Origin of the sequence: Clostridium sp. AM58-1XD (assembly GCF_003464085.1) — a bacterium.
In the GTDB taxonomy this organism is placed as follows: Bacteria; Bacillota; Clostridia; order Lachnospirales; family Lachnospiraceae; genus Lachnoclostridium_A.
On the sequence record NZ_QSDR01000037.1, the window covers coordinates 15,707 to 36,723 of the forward strand.

Annotated in this window: 24 protein-coding genes; 1 reads left to right on the plus strand and 23 read right to left on the minus strand. The window is 48.1% G+C overall.

Features of this window, described 5'->3' with window-relative positions:
* Positions 1–6 precede the first annotated feature (6 nt).
* The 14 genes from DXA13_RS17855 to DXA13_RS17920 all read right to left on the minus strand — a co-directional run bounded on the left by DXA13_RS17855 (position 7) and on the right by DXA13_RS17920 (position 14,041).
* Complete coding sequence (locus DXA13_RS17855) at positions 7–1,335, minus strand: CdaR family protein (protein ID WP_118246421.1); 1,329 nt, start codon at positions 1,333–1,335, stop codon at positions 7–9.
* On the minus strand, positions 1,313–2,191 hold the full coding sequence (gene cdaA / locus DXA13_RS17860; RefSeq protein ID WP_118246422.1) for a diadenylate cyclase CdaA: 879 nt from the start codon (positions 2,189–2,191) through the stop codon (positions 1,313–1,315). The genes DXA13_RS17855 and cdaA overlap by 23 nt, the downstream gene beginning before the upstream one ends.
* Positions 2,192–2,255: 64 nt before the next feature.
* Entirely contained in the window at positions 2,256–3,206 is a 951-nt protein-coding gene (locus DXA13_RS17865; protein WP_118246423.1) for an ABC transporter permease, read from the minus strand.
* Positions 3,203–3,634, minus strand: a complete 432-nt coding sequence (locus tag DXA13_RS17870) for a hypothetical protein (protein ID WP_118246424.1) — start codon at positions 3,632–3,634, stop codon at positions 3,203–3,205. Before DXA13_RS17870 ends, DXA13_RS17865 begins: the two co-directional genes overlap by 4 nt.
* 388 nt (positions 3,635–4,022) lie before the next feature.
* Positions 4,023–4,379 carry a cupin domain-containing protein gene (locus DXA13_RS17875; RefSeq protein WP_118246425.1) on the minus strand — a complete coding sequence of 119 codons (357 nt, stop codon included), beginning with the start codon at positions 4,377–4,379 and terminating at the stop codon, positions 4,023–4,025.
* 39 nt (positions 4,380–4,418) lie between these two features.
* Positions 4,419–5,621, minus strand: a complete 1,203-nt coding sequence (locus DXA13_RS17880; RefSeq protein WP_181995733.1) for a M24 family metallopeptidase — start codon at positions 5,619–5,621, stop codon at positions 4,419–4,421.
* Between the two features lie 21 nt (positions 5,622–5,642).
* Positions 5,643–6,995 carry a Na+/H+ antiporter NhaC family protein gene (locus DXA13_RS17885; RefSeq protein ID WP_118246427.1) on the minus strand — a complete coding sequence of 451 codons (1,353 nt, stop codon included), beginning with the start codon at positions 6,993–6,995 and terminating at the stop codon, positions 5,643–5,645.
* A 35-nt stretch (positions 6,996–7,030) separates the two neighbouring features.
* On the minus strand, positions 7,031–8,431 hold the full coding sequence (locus DXA13_RS17890) for a tryptophanase (RefSeq protein ID WP_118246428.1): 1,401 nt from the start codon (positions 8,429–8,431) through the stop codon (positions 7,031–7,033).
* A gap of 138 nt (positions 8,432–8,569) precedes the next feature.
* Positions 8,570–9,484: a LysR family transcriptional regulator gene (locus tag DXA13_RS17895; RefSeq protein ID WP_118246429.1), complete on the minus strand. Its 915-nt coding sequence runs from the start codon at positions 9,482–9,484 to the stop codon at positions 8,570–8,572.
* Between the two features lie 378 nt (positions 9,485–9,862).
* Positions 9,863–10,675, minus strand: coding sequence for a collagen-like protein (locus DXA13_RS17900; protein ID WP_118246430.1), 813 nt, complete (start codon positions 10,673–10,675; stop codon positions 9,863–9,865).
* Between the two features lie 16 nt (positions 10,676–10,691).
* Positions 10,692–12,383, minus strand: a complete 1,692-nt coding sequence (locus DXA13_RS17905) for a recombinase family protein (RefSeq protein WP_002575661.1) — start codon at positions 12,381–12,383, stop codon at positions 10,692–10,694.
* 120 nt (positions 12,384–12,503) lie between these two features.
* On the minus strand, positions 12,504–12,767 hold the full coding sequence (locus DXA13_RS17910) for a DUF6870 family protein (protein ID WP_002575660.1): 264 nt from the start codon (positions 12,765–12,767) through the stop codon (positions 12,504–12,506).
* Between the two features lie 154 nt (positions 12,768–12,921).
* Entirely contained in the window at positions 12,922–13,122 is a 201-nt protein-coding gene (locus tag DXA13_RS17915; RefSeq protein WP_002575659.1) for a hypothetical protein, read from the minus strand.
* 496 nt (positions 13,123–13,618) lie between these two features.
* Positions 13,619–14,041, minus strand: coding sequence for a sigma factor-like helix-turn-helix DNA-binding protein (locus DXA13_RS17920; RefSeq protein ID WP_002575658.1), 423 nt, complete (start codon positions 14,039–14,041; stop codon positions 13,619–13,621).
* A gap of 599 nt (positions 14,042–14,640) precedes the next feature.
* Here DXA13_RS17920 and DXA13_RS17925 point away from each other — a divergent pair.
* Positions 14,641–15,003 (plus strand): helix-turn-helix transcriptional regulator, encoded by a 363-nt coding sequence (locus DXA13_RS17925; protein ID WP_002575657.1) that lies wholly within the window; start codon positions 14,641–14,643, stop codon positions 15,001–15,003.
* A 94-nt stretch (positions 15,004–15,097) separates the two neighbouring features.
* Here the strand turns inward: DXA13_RS17925 and DXA13_RS17930 are convergent, their stop codons facing one another.
* From DXA13_RS17930 to DXA13_RS17975, 9 genes are all read right to left on the minus strand, one after another.
* Complete coding sequence (locus DXA13_RS17930; protein WP_002575656.1) at positions 15,098–15,781, minus strand: flavin reductase; 684 nt, start codon at positions 15,779–15,781, stop codon at positions 15,098–15,100.
* 56 nt (positions 15,782–15,837) lie between these two features.
* Positions 15,838–16,752, minus strand: coding sequence for a YafY family protein (locus tag DXA13_RS17935; RefSeq protein ID WP_024726239.1), 915 nt, complete (start codon positions 16,750–16,752; stop codon positions 15,838–15,840).
* 248 nt (positions 16,753–17,000) lie between these two features.
* Positions 17,001–18,425, minus strand: coding sequence for a relaxase/mobilization nuclease domain-containing protein (locus tag DXA13_RS17945; protein ID WP_118246431.1), 1,425 nt, complete (start codon positions 18,423–18,425; stop codon positions 17,001–17,003).
* 95 nt (positions 18,426–18,520) lie between these two features.
* On the minus strand, positions 18,521–18,814 hold the full coding sequence (locus tag DXA13_RS17950; protein WP_118246432.1) for a CD1845 family protein: 294 nt from the start codon (positions 18,812–18,814) through the stop codon (positions 18,521–18,523).
* 176 nt (positions 18,815–18,990) lie between these two features.
* Positions 18,991–19,332: a plasmid mobilization relaxosome protein MobC gene (mobC, locus tag DXA13_RS17955; RefSeq protein WP_118246433.1), complete on the minus strand. Its 342-nt coding sequence runs from the start codon at positions 19,330–19,332 to the stop codon at positions 18,991–18,993.
* On the minus strand, positions 19,332–19,514 hold the full coding sequence (locus DXA13_RS17960) for a DUF4316 domain-containing protein (RefSeq protein ID WP_044902020.1): 183 nt from the start codon (positions 19,512–19,514) through the stop codon (positions 19,332–19,334). The genes mobC and DXA13_RS17960 overlap by 1 nt, the downstream gene beginning before the upstream one ends.
* Positions 19,515–19,524: 10 nt before the next feature.
* Positions 19,525–20,043 (minus strand): hypothetical protein, encoded by a 519-nt coding sequence (locus tag DXA13_RS17965; RefSeq protein ID WP_044902019.1) that lies wholly within the window; start codon positions 20,041–20,043, stop codon positions 19,525–19,527.
* Positions 20,044–20,193: 150 nt separating this feature from the next.
* Positions 20,194–20,571, minus strand: a complete 378-nt coding sequence (locus DXA13_RS17970; protein ID WP_021640571.1) for a cysteine-rich VLP protein — start codon at positions 20,569–20,571, stop codon at positions 20,194–20,196.
* Positions 20,572–20,743: 172 nt separating this feature from the next.
* The coding region (locus DXA13_RS17975) for a CD1107 family mobile element protein (protein WP_118246434.1) at positions 20,744–21,017 on the minus strand (274 nt) is incomplete at its 5' end.

Genomic DNA, 21,017 nt, shown 5'->3' on the forward strand with positions numbered 1-21,017 from the left:
GCCTCCTTATTGATTATCTGCGGAAGGACCTTCTGTTTCTTCCTGTGATTCCGTCTCTTTATCCGTACTGCTTTCATGGGTCTGGGTCGTTGCTGATACCGTCTCTGATTCGGTGACCGTAACTGTAAACGGCGTATAATCCATAACTTCAAATATATCATTCTCTTCAAATACCAGAACGCCCTTATTATCTCCTGGATTCATTCCTTCCAGGCTGATTTCCGCTCCCAGATCATCTGCAGTCAGAGTCTCCAGATCGCGTGCCAGACCCTTTACCGTTACATCTACGGTACTGCTTCCAAAGGAATATTTATAATCATCAGAACGTCCTGTTTCCGAAAGCTCTTTCAGATCAACCTTGAGCGTCATTGTCTCAAGCCGCTCTATCTTCAGCTTAACCGTAACTTTACCGCGGTTGCCCACTACCGTCAATCCCTCAGGGAGATACTTTGTAATATCAATCGTTACTGTTTTGGTCTCAGAAGCGCCGTCAATATTCAGCTCCTCTTCCGGAACCTGAATCGCATCGATCGACTGCAGCACGCTGCTTGTACCGATAACAGGAATTGATTCTTCACTGCTCTCCATACCCGTATAGCGGCAGTCAGGAGCAACCGTTCCCTGTACGTTCAGCCTGAGCGGCAGGCTCTTTACTTTCAGAACCTCCTGTTTGTAGGAAATTTCTTTTGTATCGACCGTAATCCGGTCGCCGATCTCCATAATTTTATTACCGTTTGCATCATAAAAGACTGGCGCTGTGGTTCCTTCCACATTCGAATAAGCGCCATCCACAGAGAATTCAACTCCCGCATAGCTGATCTGTCCCACCTGAGATACAGGTCCGCTCACATAAATATATTCCGGACTCAGTTCCACATCGCCAAGATCATATCCTTCTCTCGTCTTACCAAGGGCTGAAGCCTGAAGTGGGAAGCGTTTTCTCTGCAGTGCTTCCGTCTTGATATGAATGACATTCGGCTTCACGGATACGGAATCCAGCAATTCTTTATGATTAATCACCTCTACCGTCACCGGAACAGCTCCTGTCACATCGTAAAGGTCCTCCAGATTAACGTAAACGCGAAAATCAGATGAACTTATCTTATACTCGTCAAGAGTCCTGACGTGATATGAGACGGTGACCGTATTCTTTCCCACGATCTCATAAGTCTGTCCCGCCGCTGTCAGAACGCCCTCATTAACAATATCTACCTGTACTTCCTTACTCCTCTCAATTCCCGGATTGGAGACATTTACCACCAGCAGCCACAGAAAAAAGGCCAGAAAAAGAGAGAGCAGTTTAAGTCCCAGATTATTTGCGAGCCTTTCCTTCATTCTTCCGCCTTCCCTTCCAAATTTTAAAACGATTATTTTTATCCGCCTCGTCTTTCGTCAACGCTGCAGACAAGATCTTCTTCAACTCATCTCCGTCGGAAATCCTCCTGAGCCATCCTCCTTCCGCTACGGAAATCCTTCCCGTCTCTTCCGAAACAACAACCGTAAGGCTGTCGGATACCTCACTGATTCCCACGGCCGCCCGATGGCGCGTTCCCAGATCCTTGCTGATCGCCATATTATCCGATAACGGCAGATAACATGTTGCCGCCGCGATCCTGTTGCCGCGGATTACAATCGCTCCGTCATGAAGCGGCGTATTATGTTCAAAAATATTAATCAAAAGCTGGCTTGAAACGAGTCCGTTGATCTCTATTCCGGTACGTTCAATCTCTTTCAGGGAAACTCCCTGCTCGATAACCATCAAAGCGCCCGTCTTGACCTTTGCCATCTCGATTGTGCCTTTTACAATCTCATTGATCGTCTTCTCCGTAAATCCTCCGGACTCCTTCGAATCATCAAAGGAGAAAATACCGGCGATCAGGTTCTGGCTGCCCAGCTGTTCCAATGCTTTTCTAAGCTCCGGCTGAAATATGATAATAAGGGCTGTTGTTGCAATAATTGCACATTTCCCAATAATCCACAGGATCGTATCCAGCTGAAGGAGATATGCCAGAACTGTAAAGCCAAGAATCACCGCAATGCCCTTCAGAAGTGTCCATGCCCTTGTATTTTTAATCCAGAACAAGATCTCATATACCAAAAATGTTATGATAATTATCTCGAGTATATTTCGAAATGATATTCTAGGCAGAAATGAAAGCCATGAATACAGGCTCTCAGCAATCTTAGTCATACACTCACCTCTTTGCCTTTTTATAGATAGAAAAAATGCACCGCCCCGCGGCTGCCGGCAGAACTTATCGTCTTACCTGATGTCCTGCCTTTCTGGCATTGATCTGCTGCACCCTGACATCCGGTGCAGATACCGTGATCTTCGGTACAGCTTTTACATAATAATAATAGTCGTCATCTTCATACTGCAGGTATTCTGTCCGCGTATAATCCACCGCCAGAACAAAAAAATTATAGACTGCGGCAATTGTCACAGAGATAAACATTCCCACAATCAGTGAAATCATCGGAACTGTAATGTTGAACAGAAAATCGCCGATAAATATAACCACCAGCTGAGCGATCGTTCCAACGATAATTGCAATCGTCCACGCATAGTCAACAGATGTATTTCTGATAATGCACACGACCAGAATTCCTACTGCAAAGGCCGCCATCATGACGAGCATCGTCTGATTCGACATGATGTTTTTAATAATCTGTCCGTATTTCTGTGTAATATCCACTGCCGCGTCTCCAGTAAGAACGCCGGCGTTCTGCTTTACATATAGGAGAATGTAATAAAGACATACTCCGCAGCTTACCGGAATGACTGACATGAGTCCACAGGAAAGACCGGCCAGAAGCGGCACCACATAAGGCACCTTCAAGAAAAACAACACCGGTGTGGCAATCAGCAGTATGCTGTCTCCCGGCTGAAATCCATAATACAGCAGCATGATAATGACCATAAAAGCCGCCGTCAGGATTGCAATCTCAAATGAAACACTATTAATATGAATCAGCGCAAAAACTGCCGTAATCAGTGAAATTACACCATATGGAAGGACTGAACAGACAAGTGACAGGCCGATCACCAGAAGCGGGCTCTTCAGCTTTGCCATAAAGCCGATATTCTGGTTCAAAATAAGAAAAATTGCCAGACACAGAGCAAATTTTATGATTGGTCTGACATATAAGGCATTTCTGCCGTAAAATTCTTTTAACCATTCTTTGAATACAAGAAGTCCCATCATGATGTCCTTCCTCCTTTGCCAGTCAGCTCTCTTGTCTTCGTACGGAATTCATAACGCTTATGAAGCCTTCTCAGTTTGGCTTTATAGACGCGTATCGCTCTGCCGGCATTGTCATAACGCTTCGAATAAATCGTATAGGTAATCCACAAATAAACAAACAGGCCAAAACCATAAAGGATTGCTCCCTGTATCCCCATTCTGACAAGATGTTCCACCGTGATCATGTTCAGAAGCTCTTCGATTGAATACAGTCCCCATACGACAAAACCGATCAGAAAACTGCACGTAAAACGAAAAAACGCTTTCAGCATATGGCTTCCTACATAGTCGCTTTTAAACATGGACTCTGCAGGAAACATATCTTTTCCTTCTTTTTTTTCGAACATGGCGATTCCTGTCATCAATTGAATCTTATCTTCATTCAGCATAAGCCATTCTCCGTCATTACATAATATTTGATACCATGGGCACTGGGTGCGGAGCAATCCGGTATCAATGGGGACAAAAGACCTTTTGACCCCCATATCTAATATATCGATTTAGTATATCATAAAACTTTTCCATTGGCGAGAGTCTCCAGCTGATTTTTTAATAAATCGTAAGATTTCTTATTTCGTGCCCATTCACTGCTCATTTTGCCCTGAAAGGATCGATCTTAGCCATAGACCTCAAAGCCGAAGGATACAAAAAACATGCCCTCGATACCAGATGGATGATCCCTTCCGCTGACCTTAAAGCGGAATCTGATGTCGAGAGCATGTGGGATGTTTCCTTGCAACACCCTCTTTTGCTGCCTGTATTCAGTTTTTAAACCGGTTACTTCTCGTGATTGTAAAGCACCATTGCCAGGAAACACAGGTCCTGGTCCCCGGTGTTTTCAATGCTGTGGCTGCTGCCGTCGCGGCACTGCATCATATCTCCCGGGTGAAGGATATATTCTTTTCCATCATCCACTACTTTCGCAGTGCCTTCCAGAATATAATATACCTCAAACTCGCCCGTATGCTGGTGATAGCCGATCGAACCGCCTGGCGGAATCACTGCCCTTCCAAAAAACGATCCTGCGCCATAGGAATCCTCTGCTTCCAGAAATTTGACAGCGCTGACCGTCAGCATGCCGCCTCTCATATTTTCGTAGTGATTCACTCCCATATCCTGAACTGTCCTGACCATATAATTCCTCCTTAAAGCCCTGAAAGGGCTGTGGTATTATCAGTAATCGATGCAGACCAGCTCCTGAGGTACACGGCTCATCCGTCTTCCTCCGTCCCTGGTTACCACATAATTATCCACGCAGATCGCTGCGGCTTCCTTATTTTTACAGCGGGGATGCATGGAGAAATACATGTTCTCTTTGAGCGTCATCGGCTCTTCTTTACAGAAGACAGGGCGGTCTACAATATCATACCCCTGTCCGTGCGCAAAGAAATGGCCTTCTTCTGCATATCCCTGTGCTGCCAGCCGGCGGTTGCCCTCCTGGAATACATCGCCTGGTTTTGCTCCTGGTATACACATGGAAGCCAGATCGTTCTCCAGCCTGACTGCATCGTCCCATGCCTTCTGCATGGCTGCGGAAGGTTCTCCCATGGAATAGGTGCGTCCCAGTTCTGCCCAGATTCCTCCAGGACCGGCCAGTTCGATCAGAATATAGACGTAATCGCCCCTCTGAATGGTATTATTCTGATAGAAATAAAGGTTTCCGCCAGGCGCTGTGGGATGTGCCCCTGTAAGCACCAGAAAGTCCGAACAGTACATATCGTCCGCCAGATGACGGAGAGCCAGCGATACTTCGCGTTCCGTGCGTCCGACACGAAGTATCGTGGGAACTGCCGCCAGAATATCTTCGTGGAGCCGGACTGCTTTTTCGCAGAGTGACAGTTCATATGGTGACTTTACCGCTTTTATTTCATCCATCATATCCGTGGCGTCCGTAAACACCACATCTGCAAGCGTTTCTGTCATGTATTTATAGACTCCTGCCGGAAGGATATTCATTCCCACGAAACCGGCCCTTTTCCAGCCATGACGGCGGATAATCTTACAGAACTCTTCTGCCGGATAGGAATCCGTGTAACATATGGAAGGCAAAAAGGGCACGGAAATATTGTCCAACACGTCACGGCAGCAGAGATAATCACCGCATGCGGCTCCACCCCAGTCTCCATGGCCGACGATGCTGATTCCTTCCTGAGAGAACAGGAATCCATGAGGATAAACGGGAACCTGAAGATCCGTTAGATATTTCTGCACGCCGCCGAAGATCTGGTTATCTCCCCAAAGCACGAGGCAGTCTATTTCCTGACGGCGCATTGCCTCACGCGTGACCTTCCATCGGCGCTCCATTTCGGCTGCGTCCGTACGGAAGTGAAAACGCCCCAGCTGGTCCCCTTCCAGTGAAAATCGTGTATTTGCCATAATCATTCTCCTTTTTCGTTATCAGACGATAAAGCCCAGGATTCCATACAGCACCGCGCAGATCACAAACGTAATCAGACGGTAAGGCGCCATAATCTTAGAGAGGTCTACAGGGTCGACTCCGGCGGAAGTTGCCGGAAGGATGACATTGTCAGATATCGGTGACGACTGATCGCCAAACAGAGAACCGCTGAGCATAGCTGCGGTAGTCAGCGGAAGGCTGGCTCCTACGGTAAGTGCTAACGGGAGGCTCAGTGGTACTACGATAACGGCAGAAGCGCTGAGGCTGCCTGTGGCGTAGGAAATAATACAGCAGAGCAGGAATGTGATCAGCGGAACCAGATCCGTGCTTAAAAAGCTGCTGACAAGGCTGACCATATAGCCGGCAAATCCAAGATCGGTAACGACAACACCGAACGCGAAGGCAAAAACCAGGATCAGATAAATACCTGCCATATCCTGAAATCCACGGATGACACAGCCTGTAAGCCGGCCGAATGGAACGCTTCCTTTAACCAGGTCATAGACTGCCGCCGTAACGGTTCCGATCAGGATTCCTGCGGTAATCGTAGGCTTGCCGATCATTAATGATACCGTAGCCAGTCCAATCAGCAGCAGGCTGATCGGCAGAATAAACGCCCAGATATCCGCCTTTACTTCAGGTCCTCCTAAAACGTCCGTCATTTCTGCGTCATCTGTAAACACTTCATCTGAATTGCTGTTTTTAATTGCTTCTTCAATCTTTTTCATACGGCCAAGGTCCGGGAAAATACCAAATGCGACCAGGCCGGCGATAATAATAGAGATAAATGCAAAAAAGAAATATGGCCAGCTGGAAAGGTAAACGGAAAAACCGTCCATATCCAGCGAAGAAATAAGGCCGCTTACAAAAATCAGCATCAATCCGAATGGTAGCAGCGTTCCGGTATTCGAGCAGACAGACGCTACAATAAAGGCTGATTTTTCTTTTGGCATCTTTGTTTTATAGATTGCAGGGCGCATAAAACGGCTGATGCTGATCTGTCCCAAAGAGCCGGCAACTCCCAGCAGAAGGCTGAGAAAGAATATGGAGACTGCTGTCTGTCTGGAAGTCTTAATCCGCCTGCTGGACCATTCTGCGAAAGCTTTGAAGCCGCCGCCCTGTTTAATGAAGTTAAGCATAATTCCCAGCAGCATCATACACATAAGAATACTGCCGTTGCTTCCAACTCCCTGTATAAAGTATTTATCCACGATGGGCGGTATAAATCCTCCGCCATTAAGAATAACAGACCCGATTACAATCCCTACAAACAGGGATGCCAGTACGTTCTTACTCCAAAGGGCCAGAATGATGACCACAAAAGGAGGGATAACTGATAAAAAATTATTCATACTCCACTCTCCTTACTAAATTAGTAAACTGGTATTTACTCCGTTTTTTCGCTGACTGGTTCCAGATGCGCCTGAAAATGCCGCAGAATCGGGGGTTCCCATGTAATCCGGTAGCCATGTTTAATTTCATGCGCCCGTTCCTTAATGGCAGTCAATGCTTCCGCCATAATATCCAAATGGGCCTGCGTATAAACACGGCGTGGTATCGCCAGACGGGTGAATTCGAAATCGGCATGGAGCTGCTCGCCTGTGTCAGGATCGTTGCCCAGCATATATGATCCGATGTCGCAGGCGCGGATTCCAGCTTCTTTGTAAAGCTCAACCGCTAACACCTGGCCTGGAAATTCATAATATGGAATCTGAGGGAACATGGCAGCCGCGTCTACAAAAACTCCATGGCCTCCGACAGGTGACTGATAGGCGATGCCTGCATCGTCCAGGCGGGAGGCCAGATACTCCATCTGCCCGATCCTGTACCGGAGATAGTCTTCATCGATGCCTTCATATAAACCTGCCGCCAACGCTTCCAGATCACGTCCTGCAAGGCCGCCGTATGTATAAAATCCTTCATAGCTTATGCAGTTTGCACGAATTTTTAAAATCAGCGGAGAATCTTCCTCTTTCACGCCGATTAAACCGCCCATATTGACAATTGCGTCTTTTTTGGCAGACATGGTAAACATATCCGCATACCCGAACATCTGCTGTACAATTTCTTTCACAGACATATCTTTACATGCTTCTTCATCCCGTTTGATAAAATATGCATTTTCAGCAAAGCGGGCTGCATCGATGTCCAGAGGTATTCCATATTTTCTGCACACCTGCGAAACCTGGCGCATATTTTCCAGAGAAACCGGCTGTCCCCCCGCAGAATTGTTGGTTATGGTCATTACTACCAGGCCAATATTTTCCGCACCGTGTTCCAGTATCAGGGCTTCCAGCTTCTCCACATCCATATTGCCCTTAAACGGAGCACGTTTCGCCGGATTTTTGGCGGCTTCCACTACGCAGTCAATTGCGCGGGCTCCCGCCAGTTCCACATGGGCGCGAGTCGTGTCAAAAAACATGTTGGAAACAGCGAACTTTCCAGGTCCCAGCAAAAGAGGAAACAGCACCTTTTCCGCAGCACGGCCCTGGTGTACCGGCTGGATATAGCCATATCCAAAAATATCTTTTCCTGCATCAATCAGGTGATAATAGCTGGATGCTCCCGCATATGCTTCATCTCCCTGCATGACTCCGCCCCACTGGACTGCACTCATTGCGTTCGTACCCGAATCTGTAAGCAGATCAATATAACAGTCTTCCCCCTTAAGACCGAACATATTGTAATGTGCCTCTCTGATCTTCTCCTCTCTTTCTTCACGTGTAAGCATCCGAATTGTCTCAACCATTTTGATGCGGAATGGCTCCGGAACATATTTAACAGCCATAATTAACCCCTCCTTAATCTATTTTGATCTTTATACATTCATCATAGCATAAGACAAAAAAGATGCATAATCCGAAAAGGGCATACGCTGGTTATAACTGTTCGGAATAGCTGAAAAAAGAGAACCTCCTGTGATGAGCTACTGTCCGGATTTACCGTAATATTCCTCGATCAGGCGGACAAATGCTTCTGCTTCAGGAGAGAGCATTTCCTTGCGCCGTTTCACCCATCCCATCTCTACGCTCACATCACAATTTTCGATCGGAATGACACGAAGTCCATAACGCTCATAATCCTGGCGGCTGAGCCACAGGCTGAAGGCAAAAATATCGGTTTCCTGCATCAGGCTGATGGTTACCGCACCATTATTGAGATAAACTGCCTTCTGAAATTCTGAAAGACTTACCGAGTCAATAATCAGATATGTAGTCAGGGTAGAAAAATAGTCATCCGGCGGACGCACGACTGTGTAGTTCAGCAGCTGGCGCATATTCACTGTACGGCAGTCAAACAGGGGATTATTCGGTCCCAGTACCGCGTACCATGTGTCATTTGCTACCAGATTAAATTCCAGGCCGTGATAGTCGAGCAGGCGATGAACTTCTTTGCTTTGGGCATTATTGATATGAAGCACTCCGATTTCAGAACGGAGGCCGGATACATCCTCCGCAATCTGACTTATGCGGGATTCTCTCAGAGTAAATGCAATATTCCGCCCGCGGTAAAGATTATAATACCTGCTCAGCAGACTTGCGGAAATAAGATTTGGATAGGCGGAGACCGATATGACGCTTGGCAGCTCTTCTGATGATATCTTTGAAATAAGATCAAACTGATTGAGGATATTTTTCGTATACATATACAGTTTTTTACCATCCTCTGTCAGAGAAACTCCCCGGTTGTTCCGTTCAAATATCTTTATATTCAGCTCTGCTTCCAGGCATGACATGACCTTGCTCAGACTTGGCTGCGAGACATACAGAAGTTCTGCCGCCTTGTTCATGCTCCCCGTTTCTGCAATTTGAAGAAAATATTTCAAATACTGAATCTGCATTGAGTGCCCCCTTTCCTCGTCTGCTTAGCCAGATCAAATCCCTATTCCGCAGGTATTCTGCTTCTGCTGATGCATTGAAACAGCCATCAACGGTTATTACAATCTTATCAATGGAGCCGTAAAAAAGCAAGAAAGATTACACACAAGCATAATATCCTCCTTTGGGACTCCCGTTTCATCCCCGTTTTGCATCCGGTCTCGTTATACCGCAGCATGGCCTGTCAAACGCAGCAAAAGGGCCCTGCAGAAATGCTGTTTGACCAGCATTTTTGCAGCAGCCCTTCTACATGTCTGACGCCGGCAGATCAATCATTTGAAGACTTCCTCCATACATCTGCCGAATATAGAACATACATCCGTTTCTTATCTATTGTAAACTTACGTGGCATCTCCCAGGCGTATAACAGTAAGTGCAAGGTCCTCAAACGTAAATCCATCCTCGCTTGCAATAACCTGAAGCGTTGCCGGAACCGCAGTTACCTGGAACGGCACGCTGAAAGACATCGTGGCAACTTCATTTGTTGACGAAAATGTGTGGCTCGCTACAGCGCCGGCTACCGGTGCTCCATCCAGGTTCAGCCTCGCTAAAACGGATGAAGGGATCGTAGTTCCCGTATTGACGGAAACCGTGCCGTGGAAGGTTGCCTGGTAAATACCCGGCTGATTAATCATAATATCGGTCGATCCTGCCTGGTGGGTGATTGCGGACCCAGAGACAAGAGGCGTATCCGTAAATACGAGCGCCGTATTGGCAGTTGTCGGCTGGGTAGCTGAGTTAACCGTCGCCAGAACTTCTGGTGTGCCTCCTGATCCCGGTTCCCCACGGGGTATCACAAAGTCAAAAATTGCGTCTTCATCCGTACCGGAATTCGTTACCTCTGCCGGTGTTCCCGGATCACCCGTTGTCACCGAACCAATTCGGATGGTTGCTGCCGCTCCTGTGGGACCTGTTTCTCCCTGTATTCCCTGCGGACCTTCCGGACCAGTCGGGCCTTCCGGACCAGCGTCTCCCTGTATTCCCTGCGGGCCTTCCGGACCGGTTGGACCTTCCGGACCAGCTGTTCCTTCTTCTCCCTGTATTCCCTGTGGACCTTCCGGACCGGTCGGGCCGGTCGGGCCTGTCGGACCCGTAACTCCTGTTGCTCCTGTCGCTCCTGTGGAGCCATGGATAATAAGAAAACCAACTATCAATTAAAATGCGGTCATATTAAACCGCTTCGGAATGGGTGTTGATTTCAATAAAATCCTGCACCCGGCGGAGTTCATCAGCAAAGCGAAGAACAATGCTGATATTGCCGCCTTCATAAACTGTGATACTGTCAACAAGATCAATCAGAATATCCCTTGATAGTGTGGTAACATTTTCGTATTTGCGAAAGGCAACCAGAAAAGGATTTTCAGTGTCTACACCGTTTTCTTGTTCGGCCCTCTCGTTTTGTAGTTTTTTAATCGTTGTAGTTATCTCTTTTTCCTGTGCTTCATAGTCCTCCCGCATACGGCGGTAATCGGTCTGGCTAATCTCGTTGTCTTTCCAATCTTGATAAACAGCCTGTTTATATCTAATTACCTTGGCAAGCTCCCGTTCCTTTTTGGAGATAGCCTCCAACAATTTCTTATCCTGGCTCTTGATGATTGGAGCCCTGTTAATCTGTTCAATGATTTTTGTATAGTCGATTGCAAGGTATACATACTGCTGAATTGCAAACAGGACAGCCGCTTCTAAGCGGTTATGCTGTATGGAATGTTTCGTACAGGCTTTTTTTGACCGTCTCTTATAAGTCGAACAGTAGTAATATACATGTTTTTTAACTTCACTTCTTATCATAGCTTTTTCGCAGTCAGCACAACGCAGGAAACCACTGAACAAATATAGCGTATCATTTTTAGGAGATGTGCGGGTGTCCTTCTGTAATAACCGCTGAACTTTATCAAAAATTTCCCGGTCGATAATTGGCTCGTGAGTTTTTTCTTTAATAAACCATTCGTCCTCCGGGACTTTCTCCTGAATATGGACTTTGTAACTTTTTATACGATAACGCCCTTGTACCATATCACCGCAATACATTTGATTTTTAAGTATGTCCCCCACTGTCTTTTCACTCCAAAGAGGGTTTTTTGTTGGGTCACTGTGCGGATTTTGGTACTTCAAGCCTAACCGCTTTTGTTTATATACCGTTGGACAGAGAATACTATGGTCGTTTAAGTACCGTACAATAGAGAGTTTACTCATACCAGCCAGATATTTCTCGAATATCTCCTTTACAATTTCAGCGGCTTCTTCATCAATAATAAAAGCATTTTTATTTTCTGGATTTTTCAAATAACCGTATGGGGCAAATGCGCCGATAAACTCACCATTGTTGCGTTTTGTCCGAAATGTCTTTCGTACATCTTCCGACGTTCTGGCCGCGTAACGGTCATTCATAAGGCCATTTATTGGGATTTCCATGTTTTGCGTACAGTCAGGGTTTGCGAATGTGTCAACGTAGGGATTGCCAAATGCGATAAAGCGGCAACCGTATGTAGGGAGATACTGCTCCAGAAACTTCCCCTGGTCGGCATAGTTACGAAAGGCCCGGGCAAGAGTTTTGCAAACAACGCAATTCACATTACCCTCACGAATGTCTTTTGATAACCGTTGAAAATCAGGTCGTGTGTCCTCTGTTGTTCCAGAGCGTCCATCATCTACATAAATATCATAAATGATATACGTTTCGTTGCAGAATTTTTCTTCCACAAATTCCAGATTGATTTTTCTCTGGTTGGTTACACTTTCGGATTCATCATTATTCCTTAAATCCTCTTTGGAAAGTCTGATATAAATACCGATTTTCCATTCAAATGATTTTACGCTTTCCTGCTTTTGAGTTTCAGTGATAACACGGCTCTTTCGCGCCATGTGAACCTCCTTCCTTTATCACTTTACACCTATATTATACCATGTATAGGTGGTGTGAACAATGTTGTCGAGCCCTTGCAAATCTTGTCCCGAGGCCGACAAAAACGGCCTGCACACTGATTACAGGCCGCTCTTTTTACGTTGAAGGAAGTCAGTGAAGCAATCCTCAAGGGGCGGGGCGCTATCCAGAAATTCCAGTTTAACGCCCATATCGCCCACCCGGAAGCAGTACGGATTTTTTACTTTGCGGAGCACCTGCGCCGCCCGCTGTTCTCTCGGAACCGTGTTATCGAAGGTCAGCCCGGACACGTCAACTAAGTCCTCTTTGTTGACTGTCGTTATATCAACGCCCGCGAGCTCCGTTAAATGAATTTGTTTTTGCATGGATATTCGCCCCCTTTCTTCCATGTGTATGTCATTCCCTGATTGTCCTATGAGGAAATGACAAAAGGCGGCCCGTTCTCACGCGCCGCCCTTTGCCATCTGCTCATAAGACCTCGGGCCAAGTTGGCCCGAGGTCAGAGCAGAGAAGAGAGGTTTAGTAGGGACTCTGGCAATAGTGTTCGTCGGCTTCTTCAATAGATTTCATATCGAAAACCCAATGAAGCTCACGAACCACCCGTTTAATATACTCGGGCTTGAAGTCACAGTTTTCCATCGCCCATATGACGTAACCGCGGCAGGCATTATTGCTCCACCGTTCGGTCAACATCATATCCAAAGTCAAATCTTTTTCCATTTCGATTCTCCCTATTCAAAAATAGGTGGAGCGCCGCGCCGGGAAGTTTTGGGCTGTTATCGGACAGAATATCCGGCCCGGCGCTCCTGATCGTTTACTTACACAGATACCCCGGACGGGCGGCGGCTTGTCCACCCCATAGGAATTTCACCTCTCCCCATTCTTATGGCAAGGCGTTCTCAATGCCTGCGACGGCTCACGGCCTTTGGCCGCTTCAACGCTCGGACTATGACTAAACGCAAGTATCAAGGCTTGTCTGCTTTATCCGGCGGAACCAGCCTCGGCCCGCCTGCGACATGGGCCTTGTCGCTCTCTCTATTCTCTGGCAATAGAGGTCATGGCGGGCCTGTCACTCAGCATACACACCCTTCGTATCCGGGTATCTTTTTATGAAATTGTCAAGCTGCACGGGGGAGCTTCAAGCCTCGGGCCAACTTGCCCGAGGTAGTTATCCCTCTCAATAGCCATGAGAATAAACGGGCAAAATCGGGCCGGTTTAGATACGATTTTTCAAAAAAATTTCCATGTTGCGGAGCCCGCGCTCAATCGAAGTCCGAACTGTTTTCTCATGGACTCTCTCGGCTCTTGCAATTTCAACTTTGCTCATTCCGAGTATGTAATGAGCGTAAACCCTGCGGCTCTGCATTTCCGGGAGCGAAGCGAGGGCCGCGCGGAGCTCCTGCGCCGTAACCTTGCGCTCGTAAAGCTCACAGGGAGACAGGGCAACGAAAAGAGCTTCATGCTCGATACCGTCTCCGGCGTCCAACGAAAAATACGCTTTGTTCCAATACACACGGCGGATATAGTTCCGCTCCATGCGCTCGGCCTCGGCCAGAGCCGCCGCCACTTCGTCAGAGACTTCCACAAACAGGTCGTTATGATAAAACGGGTACAGATCCCGCAAGTTGATTTTCTTCATAGTGATACCTCCATTTCGGTTTTGGTGGACGAGTGAACCGAAATGGAGAGGGCGGGGAGCGGCAGCGGGGCAACTCCCCTTTGTTTGGAACCTCGGGCCAAGTTGGCCCGAAGCCAGTTTGCCGCAAATGAAAAGCGCCCGTATAGCACAAGGCCAAACGAGCGCAAGAACAAACACTATTAGTTCCTCTTAAATGATGTGTATAGGTAAATGGAGGAGCGCAACTATGGACATAAAGGGTCAGGCTTTTTTTAAGAAGTAGAAGTTTGACTGATTATGTCGAATATAATGGTTCACGGCGATACCCTCCTTGTACCGCCGTGTCCTCTAAATAGGGCGATTTTATCACACCCTCCGTTATTCTTATTTCCAAAAAGAAAACGACGGCTTTGATTGCTATTTCAAAACCGCCGTTAGGCTACTGTATTTTGTTTAGGCGCATAACTATCCTACCGCCAAACAACGGTTTTTTTTATTTACCGTTGAGCGGTTTTGCTGTTTCATGTACATAATTGGTGTTATTTAGGTAAACTCTATGTGTTGTATACTCATTTCATTTTGAAAATTGGAGCTATACAATGTAATAGGGTGATTTATTTATGAGAAAACCAACAGAAGTCTATGACTTCAAGGCTTTCGGACAGGCCATCAAAGCGGCCAGGAAGGCCAAAGGCTACACCCGGGAGCGGTTAGGGAAAGAACTTGATATTGCCCCACGCTATCTCGTCTCAATCGAGAATGAAGGCCAGCACCCGAGCCTGCAAGTTTTTTATGAACTTGTGACCTTCTTTGATATATCGGTAGACCAGTTTTTCTTTCCGATGAAAACGCCGGATAAGACTACACAGCGCCGACAACTCGATGAACTTCTAAATGGCGTTGATGAAACCGATCTTGTCATTGTATCCGATACCGTAAAGGGAATACAAAAAGCCAAAGAAGCCAGAAAAGCGGAGGCGTGATAGCCCCCGCTTTTTCATTTGACAATACAACATTTTTTTGTTGCAGCAGCGGCTACTTTATAGACTTCGGGCCAACTTGGCCCGAAGCAAACGCTTAATTCGTAACCCACTCAATAGGAACATCCGGTTCCAATGTTCCGTGATTTATCGGCGTGATCTCACCTGTTTCTGGATTGGTCGGTTGGTCGATTTGATATAAATATCCACTCTTTCCGTATCTGCCGAGCAAACTTTGGTCGTAGCGTTCTCTATCCATACAAATGTTGACGGCTTTCAATGCAACTGCAACTTCTTGACTTCCCTCGAAAAGCTCATGTTCCCACAAATATTCACATTCGATATTCAAAAAGCATTCTTTAATTTGTGGAGCGTTGACCATTATGGCTTTCTCCGCAGTTAAGCCAGAGGCGGTAATTTCATCTGTTTCAAACTGATTGTTGCCAATCGTTTTTATACAGCGGTCATAAATGTCGATAGATGGGAAATTTAATACACATACTTTTGTTTCTTTCAGCGATTGATACATATGCCCGCCTCTATTAACCTTTCCCATGATACATATAAAGTTGTCAGCTCCACTTCCGGCAAAGGTAGACCAAGATTGCAGACAGGCGTTTTCCTTACCGTTCGATTTCCAGCCTGTAACGAGGAATACCAACGATGGCATGGCTGTCACAAAATCGTACCATGACAAATTACCACAGGCAGCAAAGTATTGCTCCGCTTCATATCCGGCAAGTTTTTCCGGCCTATCTGTAATAGATATTTCTTTTTTCATATTCAATTCCTCCATTTGTTTTAATCGTAACACATGTAATACGACACCTTTATGTCCTATTCCTCGTATTGAGCTAACATGTTTTTGGCCTTTTTACGGATTTCATTCACTAATTCACAAGGTTCAATAACTTTTACTGCCTCTCCATAACTAAGTATCCATTGAACTAAATAATTATAATTTGTAAAAACATTTTCAAAAAGCAGTTTGCCAGATTGATGGTCTAATGTTATACATTCCGGGCCATATTCATCAATCAGTCTATATTTTACACTCATATCAAAAAGGGCTACCAGTTTTATATCGTCACGCCAAATATATTGGTCAAAATCAAGTTCTTTTTCTGAAATAAATCTTTCCTCATAATTTGTTTTTAGATTCTGTAATTTGCTTAAACGATTTAATTTGAAAAGTCTATAATCTTGTTGAGTAAGGCAGTACCCGTAAACATACCATGCAAACCACCTAAATATTATAAAATAAGGCTCAATGGTACGTTCACTTTCTCCTTTTTCAGAATAGTAGTGGAATAAAATCAGTTCCCGATTGTTAATAGCCTGTTTTATTAAATCTATTTTTTCAGTTAGGCTTACTTGATAAAACGAGGCTAAACTAATAATAATTTTGTTTTGATCGGAAAGGATTGAGCTCTTATCGTGACTTAGTTTCTCCATCAGGCTTTGGGTATAAGGGTATTTTGAAATGGTATCAATACTCTTGAGGCCCATAAAAATAGCACTCAATTCTTTTTGTGTCAGTATTGTTTTATCAATTTTATAACCTTCTTCAATGGAAATCCCCCCGCCATATCCTTGCATGGACACAATAGGGATACCAGCTTTACATATATCATCAATATCACGCTGGATAGTCCTGCATGAAACCTCGAAGCGCTTGGCTAATTGAGAAATTGTTACTTTTTCCTTTTGCAAAAGTATTGTAATAATACCGATAAGACGGTCTATCTTCATATAATCACCCCATGCCATTATAACATGGAATAGGACATATGTATGTCTTATTTCTTTGTTATCTTTTTCAGCCTACCGCTAAACGGCAAGCGATGCAAGTGTCTATACACTTGCGAATTTTCCACGTTCCGGCTCCCGCCGAAACCTGAAAAATCCCGCTTGTTGGGGCCAGCCCCAAACCCTGCGGAACCTCGGGCCAACTTGGCCCGAAGCTCCGTCGCTCCGCTCGATTGGTTGCGTCTCATTCGCTATCGCTCCTGTTCCTTATTTTTCTCCTGCCCGGTCAGGCCGAGCAGATAATCAATGTTTGCTTTTGCCGTTGTGACTTCCCGCATATCTTTCCGGGCTTCCCGGTACTCGGCGTAGAGCTCCTTTTTTTCAGCCGCCAGCCTGCGGCCTTCCTCCTTCTGTTTCTCCATCTTTGGGAGCTTCGCCCCGTCCAGAATGGCACTCATTTTGGCCCGGGCCGCCCGGTAAATCTCAATATCCGCCTCATGTTCTGCAAGGAAATTTTTACTGTACCGTGAAGCCTTGTACGCCTCAAACACGGGGTGGGTCTTTGCATAGTTTACCGTGGCTCCTTTAAGCTCCGCATTGGCGGCAAGCGCGGCCTCCACCGACTTGATTTTTCCAGCCAGAACGTGAAACCGCTCCGTGGCCTCCCCGGCCTTTTTCTCCAACTGCTCATACTCCGTCAGGCCGTTGTCCTGCAAGTAAGCCAGAGCCGCCGCCATCTGCTTTAGGTTGAATACTTTTGCCCACCGCTCATAGGCCGGGCCTTTTCCTTGAAGCCGGTTCTGAATGTCGATAATCAGGTTGAGCCTTCGGCCCGGCTTCACAGGCTCCGCCGCCCGGCTGGAGGGCAAGGGGGCGCGGCCTTCGATAACGGCCCGTATATCCTCCGGACTATAACCTTCCCCGAGTGTGGAGGCCCGGCAACGGGTAAACCGTTCCTGTCCGGGACAGCGAAACGAGAGAGAGCCGCCGCGCCCGTGTTTGACCTCGTAGCCCGCCGCCTTCATCAGTGAGAGAAACGCGGCAAAATCGGCGGGCTTCTGCAAGAGGGCCGCGTCGATCTGCGCCCGCAGCCGCTCCTGAAAGGTGGGCGGTTTGTTATCCTCAAGCCATTCCCCGTAATTCTTAAACTTGCCTTTACTCCGAGGCTTCGGATTTTTCACAATCGAAAGCCCGTGTTCCAGACAGATCCGGTCACTTACCCGCCGGATTGCAAAAGAACTGTTCCAGAAATTCCGAAACTTCCGGGTATAGTCAAGGGACGTTGAATTGTAGTAAATATGGTTGTGGACGTGTGCCTTATCAATGTGTGTTGTGACAATAAAAGCGTGGTTGCCTTTTGTCCAGCTCATGCCGAGCTCGTAGCCGATACGGTTTGCTTCTTCCGGGGTCACTTCTCCGGGGAGGAAGGATTGCCGTATCTGATAACACAAAATGTCCTCGTCCCACTTCTGCACCCGGCCCGTGATGGCCTTATATTTGCTCTTAGAAAGCAGAAATTCCGCGTCCACCGTGGCCGGGTCGCACTCATAAGCGGAGATAAGTTTACCGCCCCGGGTCTTATCGGGATTTTTGCCGTAGTCAATACATTCCTTGATTGCCTCCGCTATCGTCTCCCCGACGTTGATATGCCGGGTAAAATGGCGGGTAGTTGCCATATCTCACCTCCATTCCATGAAGAACGGCGGCCCCGCAGAGCCGCCGTTTTGCTGTTCCTGCTTCGGGCCAACTTGGCCCGAAGTCCCGCCGCCTGTCAGCTTGTGATGAACCGCCGGAGGGAATAGTTCAGCCCGTCCAATGCGCTGATGATAAATTCCGCGATAGCCGGGAGCCCATAGGGCGAGAGCAGGAAAGCCAGGACGAGAAACGCCACGCCGCCGACAGGCTGATGTTGGAGCACGAACAGGCCCACGGCAATCAGGGCCAGCACCCCGGAGGCCAGGGACAAAAGCCCCCCGGCTACGTCGAACAGGAACATCAGCACCGCCATCAAAAGCGACAGAACCAGCAGAAACGGCAACGCGATAATCTTAAATATCAGTCTCATATAAACAGCCCCTTTCTTTGTTTTATCCTACTATAATTTTACCATTTCAGGGGCCGGACAACAATGTTGTCGGGACTTTGCAAATCTTGTCCCGGCATACTTCGGGCCAACTTGGCCCGAAGCTCCCGGACAGAAAAAAAGCAGGGGAGCGAGGGCCCAGCCCCCGCTCCCCATGCTCACAGCTCTACAATGGCGGATAGCTGTTTCAGTATGTCATTTATGCGCCCCCACAGCTCGGCGTAGTCCTGTTGAAGCCCGGCAATTTCGTTCGGGTATATGCCGTAGGTGTTGGCGTGGATCGCCACCTGATTCAGATTGTTGGAGCACCGCCGTTGCAGGGAAACCAGTTCCCGGACGGGCGAGAGGTCAACATGGAGGATATAGCCGTTTAAGGCCATCTTGCGGACAAAGGCGCTCATGTTGCGGACGCCTGCCTCGTCCATGCGGGCGTGAAGCTGTTCCAGTTCCTCCGGGGATACCATCACATAAAGCGGGATATTCCGCCTGCGGCGGGGCATTACCGTTCCTCCCGCTCCCGGCTCCGCTTGTGGTGGGGCGGTTCCTTTACCTTATCCAGCGGCTTTTCCAGTTCAGGGGGAACCGGGGCGGGCGGCGTGTTGTTCAGCACACCGTCAATCATGTTGTAATTCTGTTCAGCGGAGAGCTCCGCCGACTTCAAAGGGTTATCCTTTTCCTGCATGAAATACCTCCTATCTTTCCTCATGGGCGGGGCTGCTTTTCTTTGCGGGCGGTTCCTGATGATCCTTTGCCTGCTTCGAGCCCTTGCGGAGCTGGGCGGCAATCGAAAGTTTTTCTCTGCGCTCCGCCTGTAATTCCTGCATAATTTCAAACCGCTCCGAGAGCTGTTCCGGGGTCACAAAGTCTTTCAGCACATAGGAACCAAAATCCGGGTGGAACCACGTCAGCCGTTTGCGCTCGGAGAAATGGCGGCTGTCCTCCCATTTTCCGAGGGCCTGTGTCTGTTCCTCCATGCGTTTTTTCAGGTCAGGATTTTTCCGGGAGGGTTTCAGTTCGTAGTCCTCCATCTGCTTATCTGTCAACGGCTTTGCGTAAATCAGTTCGCCCCACGCCTGGAAGGCTTCCCCCGGTATGGGAATACGAAAATCACAGTCATAGTTTTTAATCTCCACGGGCTTGTTGTCGGGCGGTTCAGGGAACGTCCACATATCCACTGGCCGCTGTGTAGAGTAGTATTTGTACCCGTCCAAATAATTCCTCCTTTCCGGCTTCGGGCCAAGTTGGCTCGAAGTCCTTACTTGTTACGATTTCCCCCGCAAAACAGGGGTAGGACATAGATTTATATTAAGGCCGCTCAAACCGGGCGCGGAAAGCCCGGAAACACAGGGGTTTTACAGGGCCTAATCGTAACGCCGCCCCCTGTTTTTCTCCCGCTTTTTCCGCATACGCTCCCGGCTCCGGCGGCGGTTGCCCTCGGCCTTGCAGGCTTCGGAGCAGTAGGCTTGCCGTCCCTCGGGGATAAAGGCCCTCCCGCATACGGCGCAGCGCCTTATTTCCGGCCCCGCCGCCTCCCCCGTGAGGGAGGTTTCCAGCACCGGGGCCAGAGGCAGTACCGCCGCCCGGAAGTAGCGGCACAGGCTCCCCGTCCACCACTTGCCGAGCATATAGCAGGGGCAGTCCAACGGGAGACAGCCGTATTCGCTGTCATAGTTGGCGCACATACCCGTGACCAGCCGCCGGATTGTTTTCCTCTCGTCACGGGTCAGCTCCCGGCACATTACCGCTTCGGGCCAACTTGGCCCGAAGTCCTGCGGGGCTCTACAATCAGGGTGCGCCGCTTCTTCCTGCAATCGCCGCCGTGCTCCCGGCAGGCGGAGCAGGGCTCCGGGTCGCGCCGGGAGGGCCGGGGAACCTGCTTCATCATTCGCTCATAGGGGCTGTCGGTAAAATTCATTCCCTGTCCTCCTTCCCCGGTTCGTCTCCTTCCTCCGGCTCGTCCTCGTCCCACGGCGGGAGGTCGCTGTCCCCGTCCGGCTCGTCCCCTTCTTCCTCAAAGTCAATTTCTTCCTCGTCCAGATCGGGGGCCTGATGTTTCGGGCGGTATATCTTGAAGTACCAGCCGGCCCCGCCGCCGATGACCGCCACGGCCAGCACCAGAAGGATTGTTCCGATGGGACTGTCGTTCTTTTCGGGCTCCGGGGCCGGGGCGGGCTCCGGGGCGGGT

Coding starts and splice junctions, on each gene's coding strand:
- mobC (WP_118246433.1), bottom strand. CDS start 19,332: ATGCCCCGCCGCAGGCGGAATATCCCGCTTTATGTGATGGTATCCCCG.
- DXA13_RS17875 (WP_118246425.1), bottom strand. CDS start 4,379: ATGGTCAGGACAGTTCAGGATATGGGAGTGAATCACTACGAAAATATG.
- DXA13_RS17930 (WP_002575656.1), bottom strand. CDS start 15,781: ATGAAAAAAGAAATATCTATTACAGATAGGCCGGAAAAACTTGCCGGA.
- DXA13_RS17865 (WP_118246423.1), bottom strand. CDS start 3,206: ATGATGGGACTTCTTGTATTCAAAGAATGGTTAAAAGAATTTTACGGC.
- DXA13_RS17890 (WP_118246428.1), bottom strand. CDS start 8,431: ATGGCTGTTAAATATGTTCCGGAGCCATTCCGCATCAAAATGGTTGAG.
- DXA13_RS17970 (WP_021640571.1), bottom strand. CDS start 20,571: ATGTGCCGGGAGCTGACCCGTGACGAGAGGAAAACAATCCGGCGGCTG.
- DXA13_RS17960 (WP_044902020.1), bottom strand. CDS start 19,514: ATGCAGGAAAAGGATAACCCTTTGAAGTCGGCGGAGCTCTCCGCTGAA.
- DXA13_RS17910 (WP_002575660.1), bottom strand. CDS start 12,767: ATGCAAAAACAAATTCATTTAACGGAGCTCGCGGGCGTTGATATAACG.
- cdaA (WP_118246422.1), bottom strand. CDS start 2,191: ATGACTAAGATTGCTGAGAGCCTGTATTCATGGCTTTCATTTCTGCCT.
- DXA13_RS17920 (WP_002575658.1), bottom strand. CDS start 14,041: ATGAAGAAAATCAACTTGCGGGATCTGTACCCGTTTTATCATAACGAC.
- DXA13_RS17885 (WP_118246427.1), bottom strand. CDS start 6,995: ATGAATAATTTTTTATCAGTTATCCCTCCTTTTGTGGTCATCATTCTG.
- DXA13_RS17950 (WP_118246432.1), bottom strand. CDS start 18,814: ATGAGACTGATATTTAAGATTATCGCGTTGCCGTTTCTGCTGGTTCTG.
- DXA13_RS17880 (WP_181995733.1), bottom strand. CDS start 5,621: ATGGCAAATACACGATTTTCACTGGAAGGGGACCAGCTGGGGCGTTTT.
- DXA13_RS17945 (WP_118246431.1), bottom strand. CDS start 18,425: ATGGCAACTACCCGCCATTTTACCCGGCATATCAACGTCGGGGAGACG.
- DXA13_RS17870 (WP_118246424.1), bottom strand. CDS start 3,634: ATGCTGAATGAAGATAAGATTCAATTGATGACAGGAATCGCCATGTTC.
- DXA13_RS17935 (WP_024726239.1), bottom strand. CDS start 16,752: ATGAAGATAGACCGTCTTATCGGTATTATTACAATACTTTTGCAAAAG.
- DXA13_RS17915 (WP_002575659.1), bottom strand. CDS start 13,122: ATGGAAAAAGATTTGACTTTGGATATGATGTTGACCGAACGGTGGAGC.
- DXA13_RS17855 (WP_118246421.1), bottom strand. CDS start 1,335: ATGAAGGAAAGGCTCGCAAATAATCTGGGACTTAAACTGCTCTCTCTT.
- DXA13_RS17925 (WP_002575657.1), top strand. CDS start 14,641: ATGAGAAAACCAACAGAAGTCTATGACTTCAAGGCTTTCGGACAGGCC.
- DXA13_RS17895 (WP_118246429.1), bottom strand. CDS start 9,484: ATGCAGATTCAGTATTTGAAATATTTTCTTCAAATTGCAGAAACGGGG.
- DXA13_RS17905 (WP_002575661.1), bottom strand. CDS start 12,383: ATGGCGCGAAAGAGCCGTGTTATCACTGAAACTCAAAAGCAGGAAAGC.